Origin of the sequence: Gemmatirosa kalamazoonensis (assembly GCF_000522985.1) — a bacterium.
GTDB classification, from domain to species: Bacteria; Gemmatimonadota; Gemmatimonadetes; order Gemmatimonadales; family Gemmatimonadaceae; genus Gemmatirosa; species Gemmatirosa kalamazoonensis.
In genome coordinates this window covers 461904-482583 of sequence record NZ_CP007128.1, presented here as the reverse complement: position 1 = coordinate 482583, position 20680 = coordinate 461904, and the positions used below count along the sequence as shown (strand labels likewise).

Genomic DNA, 20680 nt, shown 5'->3' with positions numbered 1-20680 from the left:
ACGCAGCACGCAGCCACGCAGCGAGGACGAACCTTGAACGTCCGAGGGATCTCTCGATGAACGTGATCATGATCGCGCCCGGGTACCCGGCGGAGATGCCGTACTTCACGCGCGGGCTCGCGCGCGCCGGGGCGAAGGTGTACGGACTGTCCGACGTGCCGCAGCACGAGCTGCCGCCGCTCGCCCGCGAGCACCTGAGCGGCTACATGCAGACGGCGTCGCTCGCCGACGAGGACGCCGTCGTGCGCCAGGTGGTCGAGGCGACGCGCAGCACCCGCGCCGGGATCGAGCGGGTGGTGTGCCTGTGGGAGCCGGGGGTCATCCTCGCCGCGAAGCTGCGCCGCGCCCTCGGCGTCCCGGGCATGGGTGTCGAGCAGGCGACGCTGTTCCGCGACAAGGACGCCATGAAGCAGGCCGTCGGCGCGGCCGGCATCCGCGTGCCGAAGCACGTGCGCGCGACGACGAACGACCAGGTGCGCGCCGGCGTGGAGCAGGTCGGCTATCCGGCGATCGTGAAGCCGATCGCGGGCGCCGGCTCCATGGACACGTTCCGCGTCGACGACGCGCGCGAGCTGGAGCAGGCGCTCGCGAAGATGGGGCACATCGACGAGGTGAACGTCGAGGAGTTCATCGACGGCGAGGAGTACACCTACGACACGATCTGCGTCGACGGCGAGATCAAGTTCTTCAACGTCGGCTTCTACCGTCCGCGCCCGCTCATCGCGCGGCAGAACGAGTGGATCAGCCCCCAGACGCTCACGCTGCGCGACGTGCACGGCGAGCGCGTGGCGGGCGGCGTCGCGATGGGGCAGGCGGTGCTGAAGGCGCTCGACTTCCAGACCGGCTTCACGCACATGGAGTGGTACAAGAAGCCCGACGGCGAGGTCGTGTTCGGCGAGATCGCGGCGCGGCCGCCCGGCGCCCACACCGTGGATCTCATGAACTACGGCAACGACATCGACTGCTTCGACGGCTACGGCGAGGCCGAGATCAAGGGCACGTGGTCGCAGAAGGTGGAGCGGAAGTACAACTCGGTGAACATCTTCAAGCGCGCCGAGGGGCAGGGGCGCATCCGGCGCATCGAGGGGCTCGACCGCATCCGGGAGCTGTTCGGCGAGTGGATCGTGAACGTCGACCTGCTGCCCGTCGGCGCGCCGCGGCGCGACTGGATCCTCACGCTCGTCTCCGACGGCTACGTGACGCTGCGCCACCCCGACCTCGAGCGCGCGCAGGAGATGGCGGATCTCGTGGGCACCGACCTCCGCATGTACGCCGGATGAGCGGAGCGACCGGATGCCGTTAGGCAGCCTCCCCGTCGGCGGCGTCCCCGGCGTGTCCCCGTTCCGCCGCCGCGCGCGCCCCGAGGGGATCGCGCGGCGGCGCCGCACGCCGCCGGGAAGCATGTACGTGCTCCCCGAGGTGTTCAGCCCGCAGCTGTTCAACACGCGCGACGTGTACGTGTACCTGCCGCCATCGTACGGGCGCGGCGACTTCCGCTTCCCCGTCATCTACATGCAGGACGGGCAGAACCTGTTCGACCCCGCGCTCTCGTTCTCGGGCTCGTGGCGCGTCGACTTCGCGATGACGACCGCGGCGCGACTCGGCTTCGAGGCGATCGTCGTCGGCGTGGCGAACACGGGGAGCGCGCGGCTCGACGAGTATGGGCCGTTCCTCGAGCCGGCGATCGGCGCGGGGGGCGTCGCCGACCTGTACGTGGACTTCCTGCTCGACACGCTGAAGCCGCAGATCGACGACGAGTTCCGCACGCTGCCGGAGCGCGAGCAGACGGGCATCGTCGGCTCGTCGATGGGCGGGCTCGTGAGCCTGTACGCGTTCTTCCGCCGCCCGCACGCGTTCGGCTTCGCCGGCGCGCTCTCCCCCGCGCTCTGGTTCGGCGAGCGGCGGATCTTCGACTGGGTGCGCCACACCCCGAATCCCCCGGGCATGGGCCGCCTCTACGTCGACATGGGCACGCGCGAGGGCGGCCACACGCTCGCCGACGCGCGCCGTCTCCGCGACGTGTTGCTCGCCAAGGGCTACACGGAGGGGGAGAACTTCCGGTACGTCGAGGAGGAGGGCGCGCGGCACACGGAGGCGACGTGGCGCAGACGCTTCAAGAAGGCACTACCGTTCCTACTCAGCGCATAACTCCACGGGTGGCTGCGTGCTGCGTAGCTGCGTAGCTGCGTGATCACGCAGGCGGTACGCAGCCACGCAGCCACGCAGCAAGGTTCGAGGCATGCACCACGAATACCACCGCTGGTACAGCCCATCGCTCGGCCGCGACATGGAGCTCCAGGTCTTCGGCCACGCGGGCGCGAAGCTGCTCGTCTTCCCGACGTCGCTCGGCACGCACCGCGAGTGGCCCGACCGCCGCATGCACCTCGTGCTCCGCGACCACCTCGAGAACGGGTGGCTGCAGATGTACACGCTCGACCAGGTGCACCACGAGAGCTGGTACGACGACATGCGCCACCCCGGCGCGCGCGCGTGGCGGCAGCTGCAGTACGACGAGTACGTGTATCGCGAGGTGGTGCCGCTCACCTACGCGCGGAACCGCAACGACTTCATCATCGCCGCCGGCGCGAGCTTCGGCGCCTACCACGCGATGACGTTCGGGCTGCGCCACCCCGACGTCGTGCGGCGCATCATCGGCATGAGCGGGAAGTACGACATCACGTTCATGACCGGCGGGTACGTCGACCAGAACGTGCACGCGGTGAACCCGCAGGCGTTCGTGCGCACCGCGCAGCCGTGGCAGGTCCGCGCGTGGCAGCAGCAGGACATCATCATCGCGATCGGCGAGACCGACCCGTCGATCGAGGACAACCGCGCGATGTCCGGCGCCCTGTGGGAGAAGGGTGTCGGCAACGCCCTGCGCATCTGGGATGGCTGGGCGCACGACTGGCCCTGGTGGGAGCGCATGATTCGCCTCTACCTTCGTGGACATGACTGACAAGAGCGACGAGCCGCCGCGTCCTGCGGCGAAGACGGGCGGACTCCGCCCGAAGAAGGGTCTCCCGGCGGCGGCGCCGACCGAGGCGACGGCCAAGCCGAAGGCGACCACGTCGAAGGCGACACGGGCGCCGTCGAAGGCGTCGCCGTCGGACGTGTCGTCGTCGGCGAGGGCGATCGCGCGGACGGGGACGGGCGACGCCGCCGCGGCCGGCGCGGTGGACGCGAACCTCGCCGCCGCCGGCGCGCCCGCCGTCGTGGAGCGCACGCGCACGGGGCGCATCGGGCTGTTCGTCGGCCGCGAGTGGTCGTGGCCCCCGGCGTTCATCGAGGCGGTGAACGCGCGCGACGCGGGCGTCGTCGCCGAGTTCGCGAAGATCGGCGCGCCGCACTTCGACGAGCCGTGCCCGTACGACGTGTGCATCGACCGCATCTCGCACGAGGTGCCGATGTACCGCTCGTACCTGAAGCAGGCCGCGCTCCAGGGCTCCACGGTCGTCAACAACCCGTTCATGTGGAGCGCCGACGACAAGTTCTTCGGGGCCGCGCTCGCGCACCGCTTGGGCGTCGCGAGCCCGAAGACCGTCGTGCTGCCTAACAGATCGTACGTCCCCGGCATCGTGCCGACGGAGAGCCTCCGCAACCTCGAGTACCCACTCGACTGGCAGGGGATCGTCGACTACGTCGGCCTGCCGTGCGTGCTGAAGGACGCCCACGGCGGCGGATGGAAGGACGTCTACATCTGCCGCACGGTCGAGGAGCTGATCGAGAACTACAACGAGACCGGGCTCCTCACGATGGTCGTGCAGGAGTTCATCGAATGGGAGCACTTCGTGCGCTGCCTCGTCATCGGGCGCCACGAGGTGCTGCCGATGAAGTACGACCCGAAGGCGCGGAAGTACATCGTCGAGCACGCGCACCTCTCGCCGGAGCTCGGCGCGCGCATCGTCGGCGACGCGCGCAAGCTGTGCAACGCGCTCGGCTACGACATGAACTCCATGGAGTTCGCGATCCGCGGCGGCGTGCCGTACGCGATCGACTTCATGAACCCCGCGCCCGACATGGACATCAACTCGCTCACGCCCGAGTACTTCAAGTGGGCGGTGGAGAAGATGGCCGACCTCGCGGTGCGGCTCGTGCAGCACCCGCGGCAGCTCCCGCGCGAGGTCGGGTGGGCGTCCCTGTTCGCGATGGGGCGCTGATGCGGCAGGCCGTCGACGCGTACCACGATCTGTTGGGCGGCACGACCGGGGAGCAGCTCGCGGCCGACACGCAGGGTGCGCTCGACGAGCAGCTCGCGCGGCGCGGGCTCGTGTTCGGCGAGCGCGCGCTGTGCACCGTGCTCCGCCCGCGCTTCTACGCGCCGGCGCAGTTCCGCCTCCTCGGCGACCGCGTGAAGCCGCTCATGCGCGCGTTCGACCAGGCGTTCCGCGCGGCGATGGAGGACGCGTCGCTGCGCGCGCAGTTCCGGCTCGCGGAGTGGGAGGAGGCGCTGCTCGACATCGACTCCGGGTTCGACGCGCCGAGCCCCACGTCGCGGCTCGATCTGTTCGTCATGGATCCGCAGCGCCTCGACGACCCCGGCTCCATGGCGCTCACCGAGTACAACGCCGAGGTGCCGGCGGGCGCGGCGTACGCCGACGCGCTCGGCGACGCGTTCCTCGACCTGCCCGCGATGCGCGAGCTCGCGCGGACGTGGCGCGTGTGGCCGATCCGCTCGCACAACGGCGTGATCCACGTGCTGCTCGACGCGTGGCGCCAGTTCTCGGGCGGCACCGCGAAGCCGCGGATCGCGATCCTCGACTGGCCGAGCGTGCCGACGTACTCCGAGTTCGTGCTCTACCGCGACCATTTCACCGCGCTGGGCATCGAGTCGGTGATCTCCGACCCGCGACTCGCCGAGTACCGCGACGGGAAGCTGTGGTGCGAGGGGCAGCCCGTGGACCTCGTGTACAAGCGCGTGCTGCTGTCCGAGCTCGTCGAGGAGATGGGGCTCGACAACCCGGTGCTGCGCGCCGTGCGCGATCGGGCGGTGTGCATGGTGAACTCGCCGCGCTCCAAGATCCTGCACAAGAAGGCGAGCCTCGCCGTGCTCTCCGACGAACGCAACCGCCGCCTGCTCGACGCCGACGCCGCGGCCGCCGTGGACGCGTTCATCCCGTGGACGCGTGTGGTGGAGGAGCGGCGCACGACGCACGGCGGGCGCGACGTGGACCTCGTGGAGTTCATCCGCCGGGAGCGTGAGCGGCTGGTGCTGAAGCCGAACGACGACTACGGCGGCGCCGGCATCGTCCTCGGCTGGACGGTGGACGCGGCCGAGTGGGAAGGGGCCCTCGCGCGGGCGCTCGCCGAGCCGTACATCGTGCAGGAGCGCGTGCCGATCCCGTCGGAGCCGTACCCGAGCCTCGCCGGCGGCCGCGTGCACATCATCGACCGCATGATCGACACCGCTCCCTTCGTCTCCTACGGCGCGCACGCCGACGGTCTGCTCACGCGGCTGTCCACGGCGGCGCTGCTGAACGTCACGGCGGGCGGTGGATCGCAAGTGCCGGCATTCGTCGTGGAACCGCGATAACGCGGCTGCCGCGCAGCGTTCTCGGAGGGTTATGAAGCAACCAAGCCTGACGTTAGGCGTCGAGGAAGAGTACCAGATCATCAACCCCGAGACGCGCAACCTGCAGAGCCACATCAGTCGGCTCCTCGGGCGCGACATCCCGGGCGTGGGGGAGCTGAAGCCGGAGCTCCACCAGTCGATCGTCGAGGTGGGCACCGAGGTGTGCCGCACGCCGGCCGAGGTGCGCGCGGAGCTCGTGCGGCTGCGCGGCGGCGTGATGGACGCGCTGCGCGAGGACGGCCTCACCATCGCCGCCGCCGGCGCGCATCCGTTCGCGAACTGGATGGAGCAGGAAATCACGCCGCTCGAGCACTACATCGGCGTGCGGCGCGACATGGGCGACCTCGCGCAGCGACTCCTCATCTTCGGCATGCACGTCCACATCGCGATCGAGGACCGCGAGTTCCTCATCGACGCGATGAACGTCTCGCGCTACCTGCTGCCGCACATCCTCTGCCTCACGACCAGCTCGCCGTTCTGGTTGGGCCGCGAGACGGGGCTCAAGTCGTACCGCAGCGCGGTGTTCCGCGGCTTCCCGCGCACCGGCATCCCGGCCCGCATGACGGGGTGGGGGGAGTATCAGCAGTACGTCGATACGATGGTCGCCACGGGCTCCATCCCGCACGGCGGCAAGATCTGGTGGGACGTGCGGCCCCACCACAAGTTCCCGACCCTCGAGTTCCGCGTCTGCGACATCTGCACGCGCGTCGACGAGGCGGTGTGCATCGCCGCCATCATCCAGGCGATGGTGTTCAAGCTCTGGAAGATGCGCCGGGACAACATCACGCTGCGCAACTACGCGTCGCCACTCATCGAGGAGAACAAGTGGCGCGCGATGCGCTTCGGCCTCGAGGGAAAGCTCATCGACTTCGGCAAGGAGCAGGAGCAGCCGGCCGCGGACCTGATCCGCGAGATGTGCGACTGGTTCTGCGGCGACGCGGCCGACGAGCTGGGGACGCGGAAGGAGATCGAGTACGCCTACCGCATCCTCGCCGAGGGCTCGAGCGCCGACCGCCAGATCGCGACGTGGCGCCGCACGGGCGACCTGCGCGCGGTCGTCGACCAGCTCATCGTCGAGACGGCCGAGGGGGTGCGCGAGCCGCTGCTGGCGCGGCCCGACGAGGTGGCCCCCGACGCGCTCACCGCCGCCCGCGAGCGGCACGCGGTCGCGTCGGCCGGCACGGAACCTGTCCAGGAGGGCGACGGCGGCTCGAGCGCTCCGCCGACCGTGGACGGGCCGCTCGACCGGCGCCAGTCGCCGCGCCCCGGCCGCCGCGCCTCCGACGGCTTCGACCTCACGGCGGCCCCGCCGGGCATCCAGGCCAGCCGAACGGAACCGTAGTGCGTATATGGTCGTCCAGGGGTATAGTACGGGACGATCTTCCGTAGATGAGAGGTCAATGAGCGAGCTTTCCCGACGCCCGGTCATCGGGGTCACCACCCAGACGCTGCACGCCATCCAGGGAATCCCCGAGGGGCTTCCCGAGAGCTGGGTGATGAACCAGCGCTACTTCCGGGCGATCATGGAGCTCGGCGGCGTGCCGTGGATGATCCCGCTGATCCCGGAAGATCCGGACACGCTGCGCGCGATCTACGAGCACCTCGACGGGCTGCTCATCCCCGGCGGGGTGGACATGGATCCCCGCACCTACGGCGAGTCGCCGTCGCCGCACCTCGGCGTGCTCGACCCGGCGCGCGACGCGACCGAGCTGCAGCTCACCCGCTGGTCGATCGCCGACGGGCTGCCGGTGCTCGGCCTCTGCCGGGGCGCGCAGGTCATCAACGTCGCCGCCGGCGGCACGCTGTTCCAGGACATCGCGGCCGAGATCCCGGGGGCCCAGCCGCACGACCTGTATCCGACGAGGGGATTCGCGCGCACGCACCTCGCCCACCCCGTCGACCTGACCGAGGGGACCCGGCTGCGCGATGCGTTCGGCGCCGCGACCGCGCCGGTGAACAGCATGCACCACCAGTCGGTGAAGCGGCTCGGCGATGGGCTCGTGGTGTCCGCGGTGGCGCCGGACGGGGTGGTGGAGGCGGTGGAGGTGGCCGACCCGGCGAAGTTCGTCGTCGGCGTGCAGTGGCACCCCGAGGTGTTCGAGCGCAACGCCCCCGCCGTGCAGTCGCTGTTCGACGAGTTCATCGCGCACGCGGCGGCGTGACCGTCCGATGCGGCGGTTCCGATAGCGCGGTTCTGAAACGGCGGTTCTGATGAGGCGGTTCTGATGGGGCGGTTCTGAAACGGCGGGCAGTCGCCTTTTCAGTCGCCGTTTCAGAACCGCCGTTTCAGAACCGCCTCATCAGAACCGCCGTTTCAGAACCGCCGCATCAGCACGGCATCACCGGTGCGACGTCACCCCGACCTGCCGACACATGTCGAGCACCGGGCACGTCGAGCACTTCGGCCTCACGCCGGTGCAGACGTGCTTGCCGAACGGCACGAGCAGCCGGTTGATCTCCACCCAGTAGCGCTTCGGGAGGATCTCCTCGAGCGCGACCATCGACTGCTCGGGCGTGCGCGTCGCGATCACGCCCCACCGGTTCGTGACGCGGTGCACGTGCACGTCGACGCCGATGCGCGTCTGGCCGCACGCGATGCCTAACGCGAGGTTCGCGCACTTCGGCCCCACGCCGTGGAACGACGTCAGCACGTCGAAGTCGCACGGCAGCGTGCCGCCGAACTCCTCGTGCGTGCGGCGCGCGATCTCGCGGATGGTGCGCGCCTTCCCCTCGTGGAACGTGGCAGCGTGGATCAGGCGGTCGATCTGCGCGTCCGTCAGGCGCGCCATCGCCGCCGGCGTCGGCGCGGCCTCGAACAGGGCGAGCGCGGTGGGAAGCATCGTCTCGTCGAGCGTGCGGATGGAGATCACGCACGCGACGAGCTGCTCGAACACGCTGCCGTGGCCGCGATCCTTGAGGTCGAACATCGCGGCGTCGGCGACGTCGAGCGCCTTCAGCTCGCGGCGGATGCGCGGCAGCGCGACGCCGAACCGGAACGGGCGCTTGTCGGGCGTCGTGCCCGGTGTCGAGCGACGCTTGGCGGAGCGGGTGGCCATGCCCCGATCGGTCGCACGAACCAAGCCCGTCACCCGCGGCGCCGTACCGCGATTCGCCCCACCGGGCGTGCGATCCGAGGACGCGACGCGGCAGACTGCCGAGGTACGGCGGGGGTCCACCGAGGACCCGCCGCACCCTCCCTCGACCTGCCGCCCATGTCACGCCCGCTCCGCCACGCCCTGCTCGCATCCCTGCTCGCGACCCCACTCGCCGCACAGCCGACGTCCGCCCGCGCCGTGATCGACACGGCCATCGCGCGCATGGGCGGCCGCGCCGCGCTCGACTCGCTGCGCACCGTGCAGTACGAGATCATGACGCAGTGGCTCAACCTCGCCGCCGACGGCCAGCCGATGCGCGACCGGCCGAGCTACGAGCGCCAGTCGGAGTGGCGCGACTACCGCAGCCGCACGTGGCGCAACGTGCGGCGCTTCGCCGGCCCGGCGCTCTCGTCGCCGGAGGTCGTCGACGTCGTGACCGACACCGTGGGCGCGCGCCGGCTCCCGCCCGGCATGCCCGGCACCCCGACCATCGCCACGCCGGCCGCGGCGATCGACCGCTGGGTGCCGCTCAACGTCGCGTACGTCGACGAGCGGCGCGAGCTGTTCGCGTGGGCGCCGGAGCGCGTGGTGCTGGAGCTCGCGGCGGCGCGCGATCTCGCGGCGCGCGCGGACACCACGATCGGCGGCGACCGCCATGCGGTCCTCACGGCGACGATCGATGGGCTTCCGTTCACGGCGTTCGTCCGTCGCGCGAGCGGCCTCCCCACCGCGGTGCGCTTCCGCGCCGACGAGACGAACGACTTCGGGCTCGCACCGTTCGGGCCGATGGAGGTCGAGATCTGGTACTCGATGTGGGCGCCGAACGCGTCGGCGCGCGCCACGCTGCCACGGCAGTGGGACACGAAGCGCGTCGGCAAGCCGTACAAGCGCATGACCGTGCTCGGCGCCACGTTCAACGCGCCGATGGCGGCTGACTCGCTCGCGTTCCCCGACACGGTCCGCACGCTCGCGCTCACGTTAGGCAGGAAGCCGATGGGCGACCTGCCGATCGACTCCGGCGTCGTGGTGGCGAACGGCGCGGTGGTGCAGTTCTACGGCGCGCCGTCGCCGGCCGGCGCCGTGCGCGTCGGCGACGCGTGGCATCTCGTCGACGGCGGCAACCTCGCGCTGAACGCGGAGCGCGCGGCGGCGTGGCTGGCCGCGAACGCGCCGGGCGACGCGAAGGGCACCGCGGCGGCGATCGTGACGTCGAACCGGCCGGCGAGCGTGGCGCTGTGGGCGGCGCGCGCGGGCAAGCGCACCTACGTGAGCCCGGCGGGCGCGGAGCCGGTGCGGCAGGCGCTGCGACGGTTCGGCGCGCCGACCACCGGCCTGCAGGTCGTCGCACGCGGGCAGTGGCTCGGCGCCGGCGCGCGCGACTCGCTGTGGATCGAGCCGATCGGCCTCGCGAACGGCGGCGGACTGCTGCTCTACGCGCCCGCGCAGCGCTGGGCGTACTCGGCCGCGGTGTCGGCGCCGTCCGACGTGCAGCTCGTGGCCGACGCGATCCGGCGCCGCGGGTGGGCGATCGAGCGCGTCGGCGTGCCGGGACGGCTCGCCGGCATGCCCGCGCCGGGCGGTGCGCCCGGCACGACTCCACGTACGAGTTTCTGAAGGACTGAAGAAGGACTGAAGGAGGACTGAAGAAGGAGAACACCAACAAGAAGTTGGTCCTTCTTCAGTCCTCCTTCAGTCCGCCGAGGTCCAACGACCACTCGTACGTGGAGTCGTCCCCGGCGCGCACCGCGCTAGAACACGAGTCCCACGGTCGCCAGGTCGCGGCCGAGGCGCTGGTGGCGGCGCACCTCGGCGAACAGCCCGGGGAGCAGCGGGAGCTTCGCCCGCACGCCGGCGCCGGCGCTCCACCCGCGCGTCTTCTCGTCGCCGCCGACGCCGTACTCGCCCCAGCCGGCGGTGACGTACGGCGTCACGATCGGCACGGGCAGCTGCGCGACCGCGTTCACCGAGAGCGCCAGCGGCCCGCCGCCGGTGCTCTTGCCGACGACGAGCGCGTCGCCGCGCACCGCGACCGGGAACAGCGGGAGCCCGAGCTGGACGTAGCCGAGCGCGTGGGTGTGCGTCTCGGCGGCCCGGGCGCCGCTGCGGTGGCCCACGCCCGTGCCCCCGCCGACGCCGGCCGACAGGAACTGCGCCCGCGCGGCGGAGAGCGGGACGGCGAGGGCGAGCAGCAGGTGGCGTGGGCGCATCGGGAGGCGGTGGGAGACGAGGCAATGTACCCCGCGCGGCGTCCCTGGGTCGGGCGCGCGTCACCGTCCCGCGCCATCTCAAGCCGCCCGCGGGAGGGGTCGATACTCCGAGTCTGGACTCCTCTCTCCTCCTTCCGCTCGCTCATGCGCTGGTTCCGCGATCTCGCCCTCTCCACCAAGCTCGCGCTGTCGTTCGCCGTCCTGGTCCTGCTCACCGAGGGACTGGGCGCGCTCGCGCTGCAGGGCACCTCGCGCGTGAACGGGGCCGCGGAGGAGATCGCGCGGCACTGGCTGCCGAGCGTGCGCTACTCGCTCGGCGCGAGCCGCGCGGCCGCCGACTACCGGAGCGCGGAGGCGATGCTCGCGCTGTCGAAGACGTCGGTCGACCGCGACGGGTACGTGGCGGAGATGGGGACGCACGCGCAGGAGCTCACCGAGCAGCTCGACAAGCTCGCCGCCACCATCCGCACGAAGGACGACTCGGCCACGTTCCGCGACTTCCAGCACGCGTGGTCGCAGTACGAGGCGACGAGCGCGCGGATCGCGGCGTTCGTGAAGGCCCGCGACGACTCCGCGGCGTTCGACCTGCTGAGCGGCGAGTCGCAGTCGCAGTTCGACGAGGCGAGCGCCGCGCTGGCGCGCGTGGTGGACGCCGCGGAGGAGGGCACGAAGCAGCAGGTCGCGTTAGGCATGCGCACGTACGACGTGACGCAGCAGCGCGTCGTGGTCGCGATCGTGTCGTGCATCGTGCTCGGCCTCGTCGTCGCGGTGAGCCTCACGCGGAGCATCGCGCGTCCGATCCGGATGATGACGGAGAAGATGCGCCGCCTCGCGCTCGGCGACACCGACCACGAGATCGTGCCGAAGAGCCGCGACGAGGTCGGACGGCTGCTCGAGTCGCTGCGCGACATCGTGGCGTCGCAGCAGCAGCTCGCCGACGCCGCGCGCCGCCTGGCGGAGGGCGATCTCAGCGTGCCGCTCACGCCGCGCAGCGAGCAGGACGTGCTGGTGCGGTCGTTCGCGGAAGTGCAGACGACGCTCGCGGCGCTCATCGGCGAGGGCAACACGCTCGTCGAGGCGGCGAAGGCGGGGACGCTGCAGGTGCGCGGCGACGCGGCGCACTTCCGCGGCGCGTATCGCGAGCTGGTGCAGGGCATGAACGACGTGCTCGCCGCCGTCGCGTCGCCGATCGCCGAGACGAACGCGGTGCTCGACCGCGTGTCGGCGCGCGACCTCGGCGCGCGCACGTCGGTCGACTGCGCGGGCGAGTACGCCGCGATGCAGGCGAAGGTGAACGCGACGCTCGACACGCTCGGTGACGCGCTCGCGCAGGTCGCGTCGGCGTCGTCGCGCGTCGCCGGCGCGAGCGGCGAGATCGCCGCCGGCGGCGCCACGCTCGCCGAGGGCGCGTCGCGTCAGGCGAGCGCGCTCCAGGAGGTGTCGGCGAGCCTGCACGAGCTAGCCGCGACGGCGAAGCAGAACGCGGCGCACGCGCGGCGCGCGCAGGGCATGGCGGAGCGCGCGCGCGCCGGCGCCGCGTTGGGCGTCGCGGGGATGTCGCGCCTGAGCGACGCGGTGACGCGCATCAAGCAGTCGAGCGACGCGACGGCGAGGATCGTGAAGACGATCGACGAGATCGCGTTCCAGACGAACCTCCTCGCGCTGAACGCGGCCGTGGAAGCGGCGCGCGCCGGCGACGCGGGCCGCGGCTTCGCCGTCGTCGCCGACGAGGTGCGCGCGCTCGCGCAGCGCTCGGCCGCCGCGGCGCGCGAGACCGCGGCGCTCATCGAGGACGGCGTGCAGAACGCGGAGCGCGGCGTCACGGCGAACGCCGAAGTGCTGAAGCAGCTCGAGGGGATCCACGGCGACATCGAGCGCGTGAGCGACGTGATGGCGGAGATCGCGGCGGCGAGCGAGCAGCAGGACGGCAGCGTGTCGCACATCAACGTCGGGCTCGAGGAGATGAACGCGATCACGCAGCAGGTCGCGGCGAACGCGCAGCAGTCGTCGAGCGCGTCGGTGGAGCTCTCCGGGCAGGCGGAGCAGATGCGCGAGCTGGTGGCGACGTTCCGACTCGGCGACGCGCTCGACGGGCCGCCGCAGGCCTCCACCCCGGAGGCGCCGGTCGCGCCGGTCGCGCCGATCGTGCGGCCGCGCCCCACGCCCGCTCCGCGGGTGTCGCGGTGGCGCCCGGATCCGGCGCGCGTGATCCCGTTCGGCGACGAGGACGACGAGGCGCTGCACGGGTTCTGATCGGCCTCGAGTGTGACGGGCGACGCGGATCGCGACGAGCGCGGCACAGGCTGTGCGCGCAAGCTCGCATCCACCGGGGAGGAGAGGTCGATGCGAGGATGGCGTACGGCACGCTGGGGGGAGGCATGACGGTGCCGTTCCCCGACGCGCGTCACGGCGCGCGGCGCGAGCTGCATCGCGACCAGCCCGGACGCGAGGGGATCGAGGCGGAGCTCGTGAGCCGCCTCACCGCCGGCCTCGGGTCGGAGAGCACGCGGCGCAGTCTCGTGCGGTGCCTCGACGGCGAGCTGTCGGGGCAGGCCGCGCTCATGCAGCTGCTGCTCGCCGGCACGAGCGTGACCGCGCTGCGCGAGCTGGTGGACGAGATCACCGCGCGCGCCGACGCCGACTCGCGGGCCGGCGACTCGCTCGTGCGCGACCGGGCCGACGCGCTGACGCGCCTGTTCGTGGAGAACGAGGCCGCGTGCGCCCGCGCCGCGGCGCGGCTGGCGCGCGCCGAGGAGCCGCGCGCGAGCACCGACGAGCCGGCGGCGGACGAGGTGACGTACTACGAGCGGCTGTTCGAGCAGCTCGTGACGCGCGAGGCGTGAGGCGCCCTCGTCGGCGCCGCGCGAGGGGTTGAGAAAGGGGGGCGGGACAGCGAACTTGCGAGCCCGGCCTGGACGACGGTCCGGTCAGGCACCGTAGCCAAGTGGTAAGGCAGCGGTCTGCAAAACCGCTATTCGCGGGTTCGATTCCCGCCGGTGCCTCCTCGCGAACGGCCCCCGAGCTCACCCTCGGGGGCCGTTCTGCGCATCGGCCGACGGCGGCGTCGCGAGCCACGACAGGGCATCGCCGAGCTCGTGAAAGATCTCCACCGTCACCTGCGGATGATCGTTCAGCGTCTGGAACATGCGCGCGATGCCTAACTGCACCCGGCTCGCGACCACGAGCGCCGACTTGATGGGGTTCGGCAGCACCATCCCCAGTCGCCGCTCGGTGAACGCGAGGAACTCCGCGAAGCCGACCTCCACGCCGGTCACGTCCGTCATGTCGGTGAGGCGGTTGGGCATCGGGAGCACGCGCGCCTCCGCCTCGAGCACGGCGTCGGCGAGCGCGCGCAGATCGCGCGGCGTGATCGTGTCATGGATGCGGATCCGAATCAGATCGCCTTCCATCCAGAGTGCGAACGCCATGTGACGTGTTCCCGTGCGTCGGCTAGCGCCGGCCGGAGGACGACGTTCGCGACGCGTCGTCGAGCACGTCGCGGACATGGCGGAGGAGCGTCTCGGGCCCGAACGGCTTCGCGAGCAGCGCTGCGCCTTCCGCGAACGTACCGCGCGCCGCGACGGCATGCGCGCTGTAGCCCGACATGAGCAACGCTCGCAGACGCGGCCGCGCGGACCGCAGACGCTCGATGAGCGAACCAGCGCTCACCCCGGGCATCACCACGTCGGTGAGGACGAGGTCGATCGCTCCCGCGTGCTGCTCGGCGGTCGCCAAGGCATCCTGCGCGTCTCTCGCCGCGAGGACGCGGTAGCCGCCGCGCTCCAGCATCCGCCGCACGGCCGCGCGCACCGGCGCCTCGTCCTCCACCAGCAGCACGGTCTCCCGCCCACCGGTGATCGTCCCGGTCGGCGCCGGCTGCTCGGCGACGTCGCCGCGCGCGGCCTGCGGCAGCAGCACGGTGAACGTCGACCCCGCTCCGGGCGCGCTCTCCACGTACACGACGCCGCCGGACTGCCTGACGATGCCGTCCACGGTCGCCAGCCCGAGGCCGGTGCCCTCGCCCGGCGCCTTGGTGGTGAAGAACGGCTCGAAGATCAGCGCCTGCGCGGGCGCGTCGATCCCGACGCCGGTGTCGCGCACGCGCAGCGCGACGTACGCGCCCGCCGCCACGCCCTCGTGCGCCGCGGCCGCGCGCGCATGCAGGGTGACGTTCTCGGTCGAGAGCGTGAGCGTCCCACCGTTAGGCATCGCGTCGCGCGCGTTCAGCGCGAGGTTCATCAGCACCTGCTCGAGCTGACCGACGTCGGCGTCCACCGGCGCGAGGTCGGGAGCGAGCGCGATCACCAGCGCGACGTCCTCGCCCAGCACTCGACGGAGCATGCGCTCGACGTTGGCGACGACGCGGTTCAGGTCGAGGCGCTCGGGACGGAGCACCTGCTGGCGACTGTAGGCGAGCAGCTGCTGCGTCAGCGCGCCGGCTCGCTTCGCCGCCGCCTCGATGTCCACGATCTCCTGGCGCGCCGGCGCGTCGGACGGCAGCGTCTCGCGCGCGAACTGCGTCGCCGCGCCGATCACCGTGAGGAGGTTGTTGAAGTCGTGCGCGATGCCGCCGGCGAGGCGGCCGACGACCTCCAGCTTCTGCGCGTGCCGGAGCTGCGTGTCGAGCTGGTGCCGCTCGGTCACGTCGAGCGTGACGCCGATCATCCGGCACGGCGTTCCGGCGGCGTCCGGTATCACGCGGCCGTGCAAGCGCTGGAATCGTGTCGCGCCCTCGGCGTCGAGGATCCGATACTCGACCGTGAACTCCTCACCGCGCCGCACGGCCTCGGCACTCGCCTGCGCGACCTTCTCGCGATCGGCCGGCAACACGGCGGCGAGAAACGCGGTGAAGTCCTCGAACTCGACCATCGGGATCGACGCCGCCGCGCCGGCGCTCGGTCGCGCGGCCACCTGGACGCGGTCGGTCCGCAGGTCGCGCTCCCAGACGACCATGCCGACGAGCTCCAACGCGAGTCCCAGGCGCTCGTCGCACTGCCGTGCGGCGTCGGTCGGATGCGACGAATCGGTCATGTCACGGCTGCCTCGTGTGCATAAGCGAGCAGGATAGACGGGATGGCGTGCGGGAGCGAATACTTCGTGGGCACCACAGCCATGCCTGGTCGGCATGGCGCGACCATCGCGCCGGCGGAGCGCACCGCATGGAGCTGCGCCAGCTTCGTTATCTGCTGACCGTCGCGTCCGAGGGGTCATTCCTCGCCGCATCACGCCGGCTGCGGGTCGCGCAGCCGGCGCTCTCGCGTCAGGTGGCGCGTCTGGAGGCGGAGCTCGGCGTGTCGCTGCTCGAGCGCGGGCCGCGCACGGTGACGCCCACGCCGGCCGGTGTGGCCGCGGTGCGGCTCGCCGGCGCGTTGTGCACGGCCCTGCGCGACGCGACGACGGCGGCGCGGGTCGCGGATCGCGGCGTCGCCGGCGCGTGCCACCTCTGCGTGTCGCGCATCGCGATCTGGAGCGAGCTCGTCGCGCGCATCGTGACCGCGGCGGCGCGCGCGCTGCCGCGTGTGGAGCTCGTCATCTCGGAGGCGGACGGTCCCGATCAGTGGAGCGCGGTCCGCGAGGGAAAGGCGGACATCGCGCTCGGGTTCGCACACCCGCCCGGCGACGCCTCCGGCGACGACGGGCTCGAGATGATCGCGGGCCCATGCAGCGAGATCGACGGCGTGCTGCTCGGCGCCGAGCACCCCCTCGCCGGGCGGACCGCGATCGCGGCGCACGAGCTTCGCCCGTATCCGATGGTGCTCGTCGAGTGGCTGGAGCCGGCGGCGCGACGCGCCTTCGGCCGGTCGCCGCTCCGCGCGGCATGGCACGAGTCGCTCAGCGTGCGGACGTACGAGGACGCGCGCACGCAGCTCACGCTGGGGCGTGGATGGCTGCCGTTCTCCACGCACTGGACGCACTGGACGCTGCCCGGCATGGTCCTCGTCCCGCTCGCCGACTGCCGCGCGCCGATGCCGCTGTGGGCGGCGCATCGTGTCGACGAGCGGGACGAGACGGTCCGCGCGGTGATCGCCCTCATCGCGCAGGAAGCCCGTGCGCCGGTGACGCACACGGGCACCTCGTCGGCGCCTAACGGCCCGGCCGCGAGCGACGCGGCGCTCGCCGACGAGGACGCACCGGAGCGCACGCTGCGCGAGACGGAGCTGCGCCACTTTCGGTACTTCCGGGCCATCGTCGAGCAGGGAAGCACGAGCGGCGCCGCCGCGTGGCTCGGCCTGACGCAGCCGGCGCTCTCGCGGCAGATCCGGGCGCTGGAGCGCGCCGTCGGCGTACCGCTGCTCGCGCGTGGCGCGCGCGGCGTGGCGCCGACGGCGGCGGGACGCGCGCTGCACGAGCGGTGCGCGCCGCTGCTCGCCGCCGCGGAGCGTTTTCCCGACGACGTGCGCGCTGCCGCGTTAGGCGCGCCGGGCCGCTGCGTCCTCGCGTGCGCGAGCACGCCGATCGTGCAGCACATCTCGGCGAACGCGCTGCGCGCATGCGTGGCGGCATCGCCGCCGTTGACGCTCGACGTGATCGACGTCGCGTCGCCGATGCAGCCCACCGCGCTGCTCGACGGGCGATGCGACCTCGCGCTCGGCCATCCATCGCCGACCTCGCTGCCCGCGGTCTCGGCGCGCCTCCGCCGCGAGTTCCTGCTCGACGATGTGGGCGAGCTCGCGCTCGTGTCGCCGTCGCATCCACTCGCCGGCCGCGACGAGATTCGGCTCGCCGACCTGCACGATCTGCCGCTGCTCTTCATCCCGCGCGAGCTGTCGCCGTCTGTCTACGACCGCGTGTTCGACGCGTTCGCGCGGGCCGCTTTCACTCCCAAGCTCGGGCCGGCGGCGGACGGGCTCCAGACGCAGTGGATGCGGGCGCGCGCGGGGCTCGGTTGGTGCCTCGGTTTCCGATCGTACCGCATCGCGCCGCCGCCGGGGCTCGCGCTGCTGCACGTGGCCGACCTGTCGGTCGCCTTCGGGGTCGAGCTCGTGTCGCACCGCGACGAGTCGCGTGAACCGGTGCTGCGGGCGATCGCCGCGATCCGCGCCGGCGCCGCCGAGGCGAGCGCGGCTCTCGCTTCCGGCGCACGATCCTGAGCACCTGTCCGCATCCGGACACCGCCTTCCCACGAGCGCGCACGACGGCTTCTCGTGGCGCCGGACGTTCACCGCCAACTCGTTGTGCCGCAACGGATTCTGTCGCATCTCGCGAGTCGGCGTGGTGGCATGCGACTTCCTTCGCACCAGGGTGCCCGGCGGTGCCTCCCGCCGCCGAGGTCCCCCCTACCGACCCGCCCATGCTCGCCGATCTCCGGCTCGCTCGCCGCACGCTCACGAGGGCGCCCGGCTTCACGACCGTCGCGCTCCTGACGCTGGCCCTCGGCATCGGCGCCACCACCGCGATCTTCAGCGTCGTCTACGGCGTGCTGCTGAAGCCCCTGCCGTTCGCCGAGCCGGAGCGGCTCGTGAGCCTCATGCACCGCGGGCCGGGGATGAACATCCCGCTGATGAACCAGGGCCCCGCGACGTACTTCACGTACGTCGACCACCAGCGCGTCTTCCAGGACATCGGCGCCTGGGACACGAAGGAGGTCTCGATCGTCGGGCGGGGCGACCCGGAGCGGGTGCAGGGGCTCGCCGTCTCCGCTGCCACGCTGCCGCTGCTGCGGGTGCATCCCGCGCTCGGCCGACTGTTCACGGCGGAGGAGGATGCGCCGGGCGCGGCGCTGCGGACGATCCTGACCTACGGCTACTGGCAGCGCCGGTTCGGCGGCGCCCCTGACGTCGTGGGGAAGCCGATCGAAATCGGCGGGCGGGTGGCCGAGGTGGTCGGCGTGCTGCCGCCGTCGTTCCGGTTCCTGCGCACCGACCCGGCCGTGATCCTGCCGCTCCAGCTCGACCCGGCGGACGCGGCGCGCGGCATGAGCTTCGGGTTCCAGGCACTCGGCCGCCTGAAGCCCGGCGTGACGCTCGCCCAGGCGAACGCCGACGTCGCGCGCATGATCCCGATGCTGCCGCATGCGTTCGACGTGCTGCGGCTGGAGCCTAACGTCCGGCCGCTCGCCGACGACGTGATCGGCAACGTCGGCCAGCTGCTCTGGGTGCTGCTCGCCGCGGTCGGCGTCGTGCTGCTCATCGCGTGCGCGAACGTCGCGAACCTGCTGCTCATCCGCGCCGAGGGGCGCCAGCAGGAGTTCGCGCTGCGCGCGGCGCTCGGCGCGAGCCGCGGGCGCGTCGCGCGCGCGGTGCTGGCGGAGGGCGTGCTGCTCGCGCTCGGCGCCGGCGCGCTCGCGCTCGTGCTCGCGCACGGCGCCATCCTGCTGCTGCGGTGGATGGCGCCGGCGCAGCTCCCGCGCGTCGACGAGATCGCGATCGATCCGACGGTGCTGCTGTTCACCGGAGCGATCTCCGTGTCGGCCGGTCTCCTGTCCGGCGTCGTCACGCTGCTCCGGTTCGGCGCGCCTAACGCCGCGGCGCTGAGGGACGGTCGCCGCGCGACGAGCGACGGGCCCGGGCGGCAGCGGACGCGTCATGCGCTCGTCGTCGCGGAGGTCGCGATGGCGCTCGTGCTGCTCGTCGTCTCGGGATTGATGATCCGGACGTTCGTCGCGCTGCGGCACGTCGATCCCGGCTTCGTGCGACCGGCGCAGGTGCAGACGTTCCGCGTCGCCGTCGCGCCGGGCGTGATCGACGACGATGCGCAGCTCGCGAGCACGCATCAGCAGATCGCGGAGCGTCTCGCTGCGGTGCCCGGCGTGACCTCGGTCGGCCTCGCGTCGCACATCACGATGGACGGCGAGGACAACGGCAATCCGCTCTACGTCGACGGCGTCCCCGTCGCGGAGGGGACGATGCCGCCGCTCCGACGCTTCAAGAGCGTCGCGCCCGCGTTCTTCGAGACGATGGGGATCCGTCTGGTGGCGGGACGGCCCATCACGTGGAGCGACGTGCACGAGCGCCGGCTCGTCGCCATCGTCTCGGAGACGCTCGCGCGCGAGTACTGGAAGGATCCGGCGCGCGCCATCGGCCAGCGCGTGCGGAGCAGCCCGGACAACCCGTGGCGCGAGATCGTCGGCGTCACCGGCGACGAGCGCGACGACGGTCTGGATCGGCCGCCGACGGCGATCGTGTACTGGCCGCTGCTGAACGACAGCTATCCGGAGCGGACGATGGCGTACGCGGTGCGGTCGAGCCGCGTCGGCACGGCGGGGTTCGTGCGGGAGCTGCAGCATGCGGTGTGGTCGGTGAACCCGAACCTGCCCGTCGCCGCCGCGCAGACGCTGGCGGAGATCGAGTCGCGCTCCATGGCGCAGACGTCGTTCGCGATGGTGATGCTCGCCGGCGCCGCGACGGTCGCGCTGCTGCTCGGCGTGGTGGGCATCTACGGCGTGCTCGCGTACGTCGCGGCGCAGCGGACGCGCGAGATCGGGCTGCGCATGGCGTTAGGCGCGCAGGCCGGCGCGGTGCGGCGGCAGTTCCTCCGCCACGGGCTCGTGCTGACGGGCGCGGGCATCGCGGTCGGCGTCGTCGCGTCGCTGGCGCTCACCCGCGTCCTCTCGGCGCTGCTGTTCGGCGTCGGCCCGATGGACCCGCTCACCTATGGCGCGATGTCGGCCGCGCTCGCGGCGGTGGCCCTGCTCGCGACGTGGATTCCGGCCCGGCGCGCGTCGCGCATCGATCCGGTCGTGGCGCTGCGCGCGGAGGGGTGAGCGCCGCGTGGTCGGCGCGGCGGCGGCCGTGGTGACGGTCGGCATCGTCTCTGCGAGACGCTCGTCCCGACCGATCACGGTCGAGTCGTCGTCCCAGCCCGCCGTC

At 72.3% G+C, this 20680-nt stretch carries 15 protein-coding genes, 1 tRNA gene and 1 pseudogene; 13 read left to right on the top strand and 4 right to left on the bottom strand.

The window, feature by feature from the left end; all coding sequences use genetic code 11:
- The first annotated feature begins 56 nt into the window (after positions 1–56).
- The 7 genes and pseudogenes from J421_RS02115 (at position 57) to J421_RS02085 (ending at position 7731) form a co-directional block, all read left to right on the top strand.
- Entirely contained in the window at positions 57–1280 is a 1224-nt protein-coding gene (locus J421_RS02115; protein ID WP_025409512.1) for an ATP-grasp domain-containing protein, read from the top strand.
- 13 nt (positions 1281–1293) lie between these two features.
- The gene (locus J421_RS02110) at positions 1294–2148 is read left to right on the top strand and encodes an alpha/beta hydrolase (RefSeq protein WP_025409511.1); all 855 of its coding nucleotides are present in this window, start codon (positions 1294–1296) and stop codon (positions 2146–2148) included.
- A 91-nt stretch (positions 2149–2239) separates the two neighbouring features.
- On the top strand, positions 2240–2956 hold the full coding sequence (locus J421_RS02105; protein WP_025409510.1) for an esterase family protein: 717 nt from the start codon (positions 2240–2242) through the stop codon (positions 2954–2956).
- Positions 2949–4157: an ATP-grasp domain-containing protein gene (locus J421_RS02100; RefSeq protein WP_025409509.1), complete on the top strand. Its 1209-nt coding sequence runs from the start codon at positions 2949–2951 to the stop codon at positions 4155–4157. Before J421_RS02105 ends, J421_RS02100 begins: the two co-directional genes overlap by 8 nt.
- A complete protein-coding gene (locus J421_RS02095; RefSeq protein WP_201773082.1) occupies positions 4157–5530 on the top strand; it encodes an ATP-grasp domain-containing protein in 1374 nt (457 codons plus the stop codon). The genes J421_RS02100 and J421_RS02095 overlap by 1 nt, the downstream gene beginning before the upstream one ends.
- Positions 5531–5561: 31 nt before the next feature.
- Positions 5562–6707 (top strand): annotated as a pseudogene (locus tag J421_RS02090) (carboxylate-amine ligase); the annotation flags it as partial.
- A 262-nt stretch (positions 6708–6969) separates the two neighbouring features.
- The gene (locus tag J421_RS02085) at positions 6970–7731 is read left to right on the top strand and encodes a gamma-glutamyl-gamma-aminobutyrate hydrolase family protein (RefSeq protein WP_025409506.1); all 762 of its coding nucleotides are present in this window, start codon (positions 6970–6972) and stop codon (positions 7729–7731) included.
- 177 nt (positions 7732–7908) lie between these two features.
- On the opposite strand, the gene J421_RS02080 is transcribed toward J421_RS02085, so the two are convergent.
- The gene (locus tag J421_RS02080) at positions 7909–8625 is read right to left on the bottom strand and encodes an endonuclease III domain-containing protein (protein WP_025409505.1); all 717 of its coding nucleotides are present in this window, start codon (positions 8623–8625) and stop codon (positions 7909–7911) included.
- Positions 8626–8781: 156 nt separating this feature from the next.
- Here J421_RS02080 and J421_RS02075 point away from each other — a divergent pair, with 156 nt between their 5' ends.
- Positions 8782–10278, top strand: coding sequence for a hypothetical protein (locus J421_RS02075; RefSeq protein ID WP_025409504.1), 1497 nt, complete (start codon positions 8782–8784; stop codon positions 10276–10278).
- Between the two features lie 134 nt (positions 10279–10412).
- On the opposite strand, the gene J421_RS02070 is transcribed toward J421_RS02075, so the two are convergent.
- Positions 10413–10871 (bottom strand): hypothetical protein, encoded by a 459-nt coding sequence (locus J421_RS02070; protein ID WP_025409503.1) that lies wholly within the window; start codon positions 10869–10871, stop codon positions 10413–10415.
- Between the two features lie 144 nt (positions 10872–11015).
- On the opposite strand from J421_RS02070, the gene J421_RS02065 reads away from it, so the two are divergent.
- The 3 genes from J421_RS02065 (at position 11016) to J421_RS02055 (ending at position 13873) form a co-directional block, all read left to right on the top strand.
- The gene (locus J421_RS02065; protein ID WP_025409502.1) at positions 11016–13124 is read left to right on the top strand and encodes a HAMP domain-containing methyl-accepting chemotaxis protein; all 2109 of its coding nucleotides are present in this window, start codon (positions 11016–11018) and stop codon (positions 13122–13124) included.
- A 125-nt stretch (positions 13125–13249) separates the two neighbouring features.
- Positions 13250–13714 (top strand): hypothetical protein, encoded by a 465-nt coding sequence (locus J421_RS02060; protein WP_148306110.1) that lies wholly within the window; start codon positions 13250–13252, stop codon positions 13712–13714.
- 87 nt (positions 13715–13801) lie between these two features.
- Positions 13802–13873, top strand: a tRNA-Cys gene (locus J421_RS02055).
- A 21-nt stretch (positions 13874–13894) separates the two neighbouring features.
- On the opposite strand, the gene J421_RS02050 is transcribed toward J421_RS02055, so the two are convergent.
- Both J421_RS02050 and J421_RS02045 read right to left on the bottom strand, forming a co-directional pair.
- Positions 13895–14299, bottom strand: a complete 405-nt coding sequence (locus J421_RS02050) for an STAS/SEC14 domain-containing protein (protein ID WP_025409500.1) — start codon at positions 14297–14299, stop codon at positions 13895–13897.
- Between the two features lie 22 nt (positions 14300–14321).
- Complete coding sequence (locus J421_RS02045; RefSeq protein ID WP_025409499.1) at positions 14322–15902, bottom strand: ATP-binding protein; 1581 nt, start codon at positions 15900–15902, stop codon at positions 14322–14324.
- Positions 15903–16030: 128 nt separating this feature from the next.
- Between J421_RS02045 and J421_RS02040 the strand changes: the two genes are divergently transcribed.
- Together J421_RS02040 and J421_RS02035 are read left to right on the top strand one after the other, a co-directional pair.
- On the top strand, positions 16031–17962 hold the full coding sequence (locus tag J421_RS02040) for a LysR family transcriptional regulator (protein WP_025409498.1): 1932 nt from the start codon (positions 16031–16033) through the stop codon (positions 17960–17962).
- Between the two features lie 200 nt (positions 17963–18162).
- The gene (locus J421_RS02035) at positions 18163–20574 is read left to right on the top strand and encodes an ABC transporter permease (RefSeq protein WP_025409497.1); all 2412 of its coding nucleotides are present in this window, start codon (positions 18163–18165) and stop codon (positions 20572–20574) included.
- The last annotated feature ends 106 nt before the right edge of the window (positions 20575–20680 follow it).

What these genes read in the sequence shown, in the direction of transcription:
- J421_RS02045 (WP_025409499.1), bottom strand. Translation starts at nt 15,902, where the DNA reads ATGACCGATTCGTCGCATCCGACCGACGCCGCACGGCAGTGCGACGAG.
- J421_RS02065 (WP_025409502.1), top strand. Translation starts at nt 11,016, where the DNA reads ATGCGCTGGTTCCGCGATCTCGCCCTCTCCACCAAGCTCGCGCTGTCG.
- J421_RS02100 (WP_025409509.1), top strand. Translation starts at nt 2,949, where the DNA reads ATGACTGACAAGAGCGACGAGCCGCCGCGTCCTGCGGCGAAGACGGGC.
- J421_RS02110 (WP_025409511.1), top strand. Translation starts at nt 1,294, where the DNA reads ATGCCGTTAGGCAGCCTCCCCGTCGGCGGCGTCCCCGGCGTGTCCCCG.
- J421_RS02105 (WP_025409510.1), top strand. Translation starts at nt 2,240, where the DNA reads ATGCACCACGAATACCACCGCTGGTACAGCCCATCGCTCGGCCGCGAC.
- J421_RS02085 (WP_025409506.1), top strand. Translation starts at nt 6,970, where the DNA reads ATGAGCGAGCTTTCCCGACGCCCGGTCATCGGGGTCACCACCCAGACG.
- J421_RS02060 (WP_148306110.1), top strand. Translation starts at nt 13,250, where the DNA reads ATGACGGTGCCGTTCCCCGACGCGCGTCACGGCGCGCGGCGCGAGCTG.
- J421_RS02115 (WP_025409512.1), top strand. Translation starts at nt 57, where the DNA reads ATGAACGTGATCATGATCGCGCCCGGGTACCCGGCGGAGATGCCGTAC.
- J421_RS02075 (WP_025409504.1), top strand. Translation starts at nt 8,782, where the DNA reads ATGTCACGCCCGCTCCGCCACGCCCTGCTCGCATCCCTGCTCGCGACC.
- J421_RS02035 (WP_025409497.1), top strand. Translation starts at nt 18,163, where the DNA reads ATGCTCGCCGATCTCCGGCTCGCTCGCCGCACGCTCACGAGGGCGCCC.
- J421_RS02095 (WP_201773082.1), top strand. Translation starts at nt 4,157, where the DNA reads ATGCGGCAGGCCGTCGACGCGTACCACGATCTGTTGGGCGGCACGACC.
- J421_RS02070 (WP_025409503.1), bottom strand. Translation starts at nt 10,871, where the DNA reads ATGCGCCCACGCCACCTGCTGCTCGCCCTCGCCGTCCCGCTCTCCGCC.
- J421_RS02050 (WP_025409500.1), bottom strand. Translation starts at nt 14,299, where the DNA reads ATGGCGTTCGCACTCTGGATGGAAGGCGATCTGATTCGGATCCGCATC.
- J421_RS02040 (WP_025409498.1), top strand. Translation starts at nt 16,031, where the DNA reads ATGGAGCTGCGCCAGCTTCGTTATCTGCTGACCGTCGCGTCCGAGGGG.
- J421_RS02080 (WP_025409505.1), bottom strand. Translation starts at nt 8,625, where the DNA reads ATGGCCACCCGCTCCGCCAAGCGTCGCTCGACACCGGGCACGACGCCC.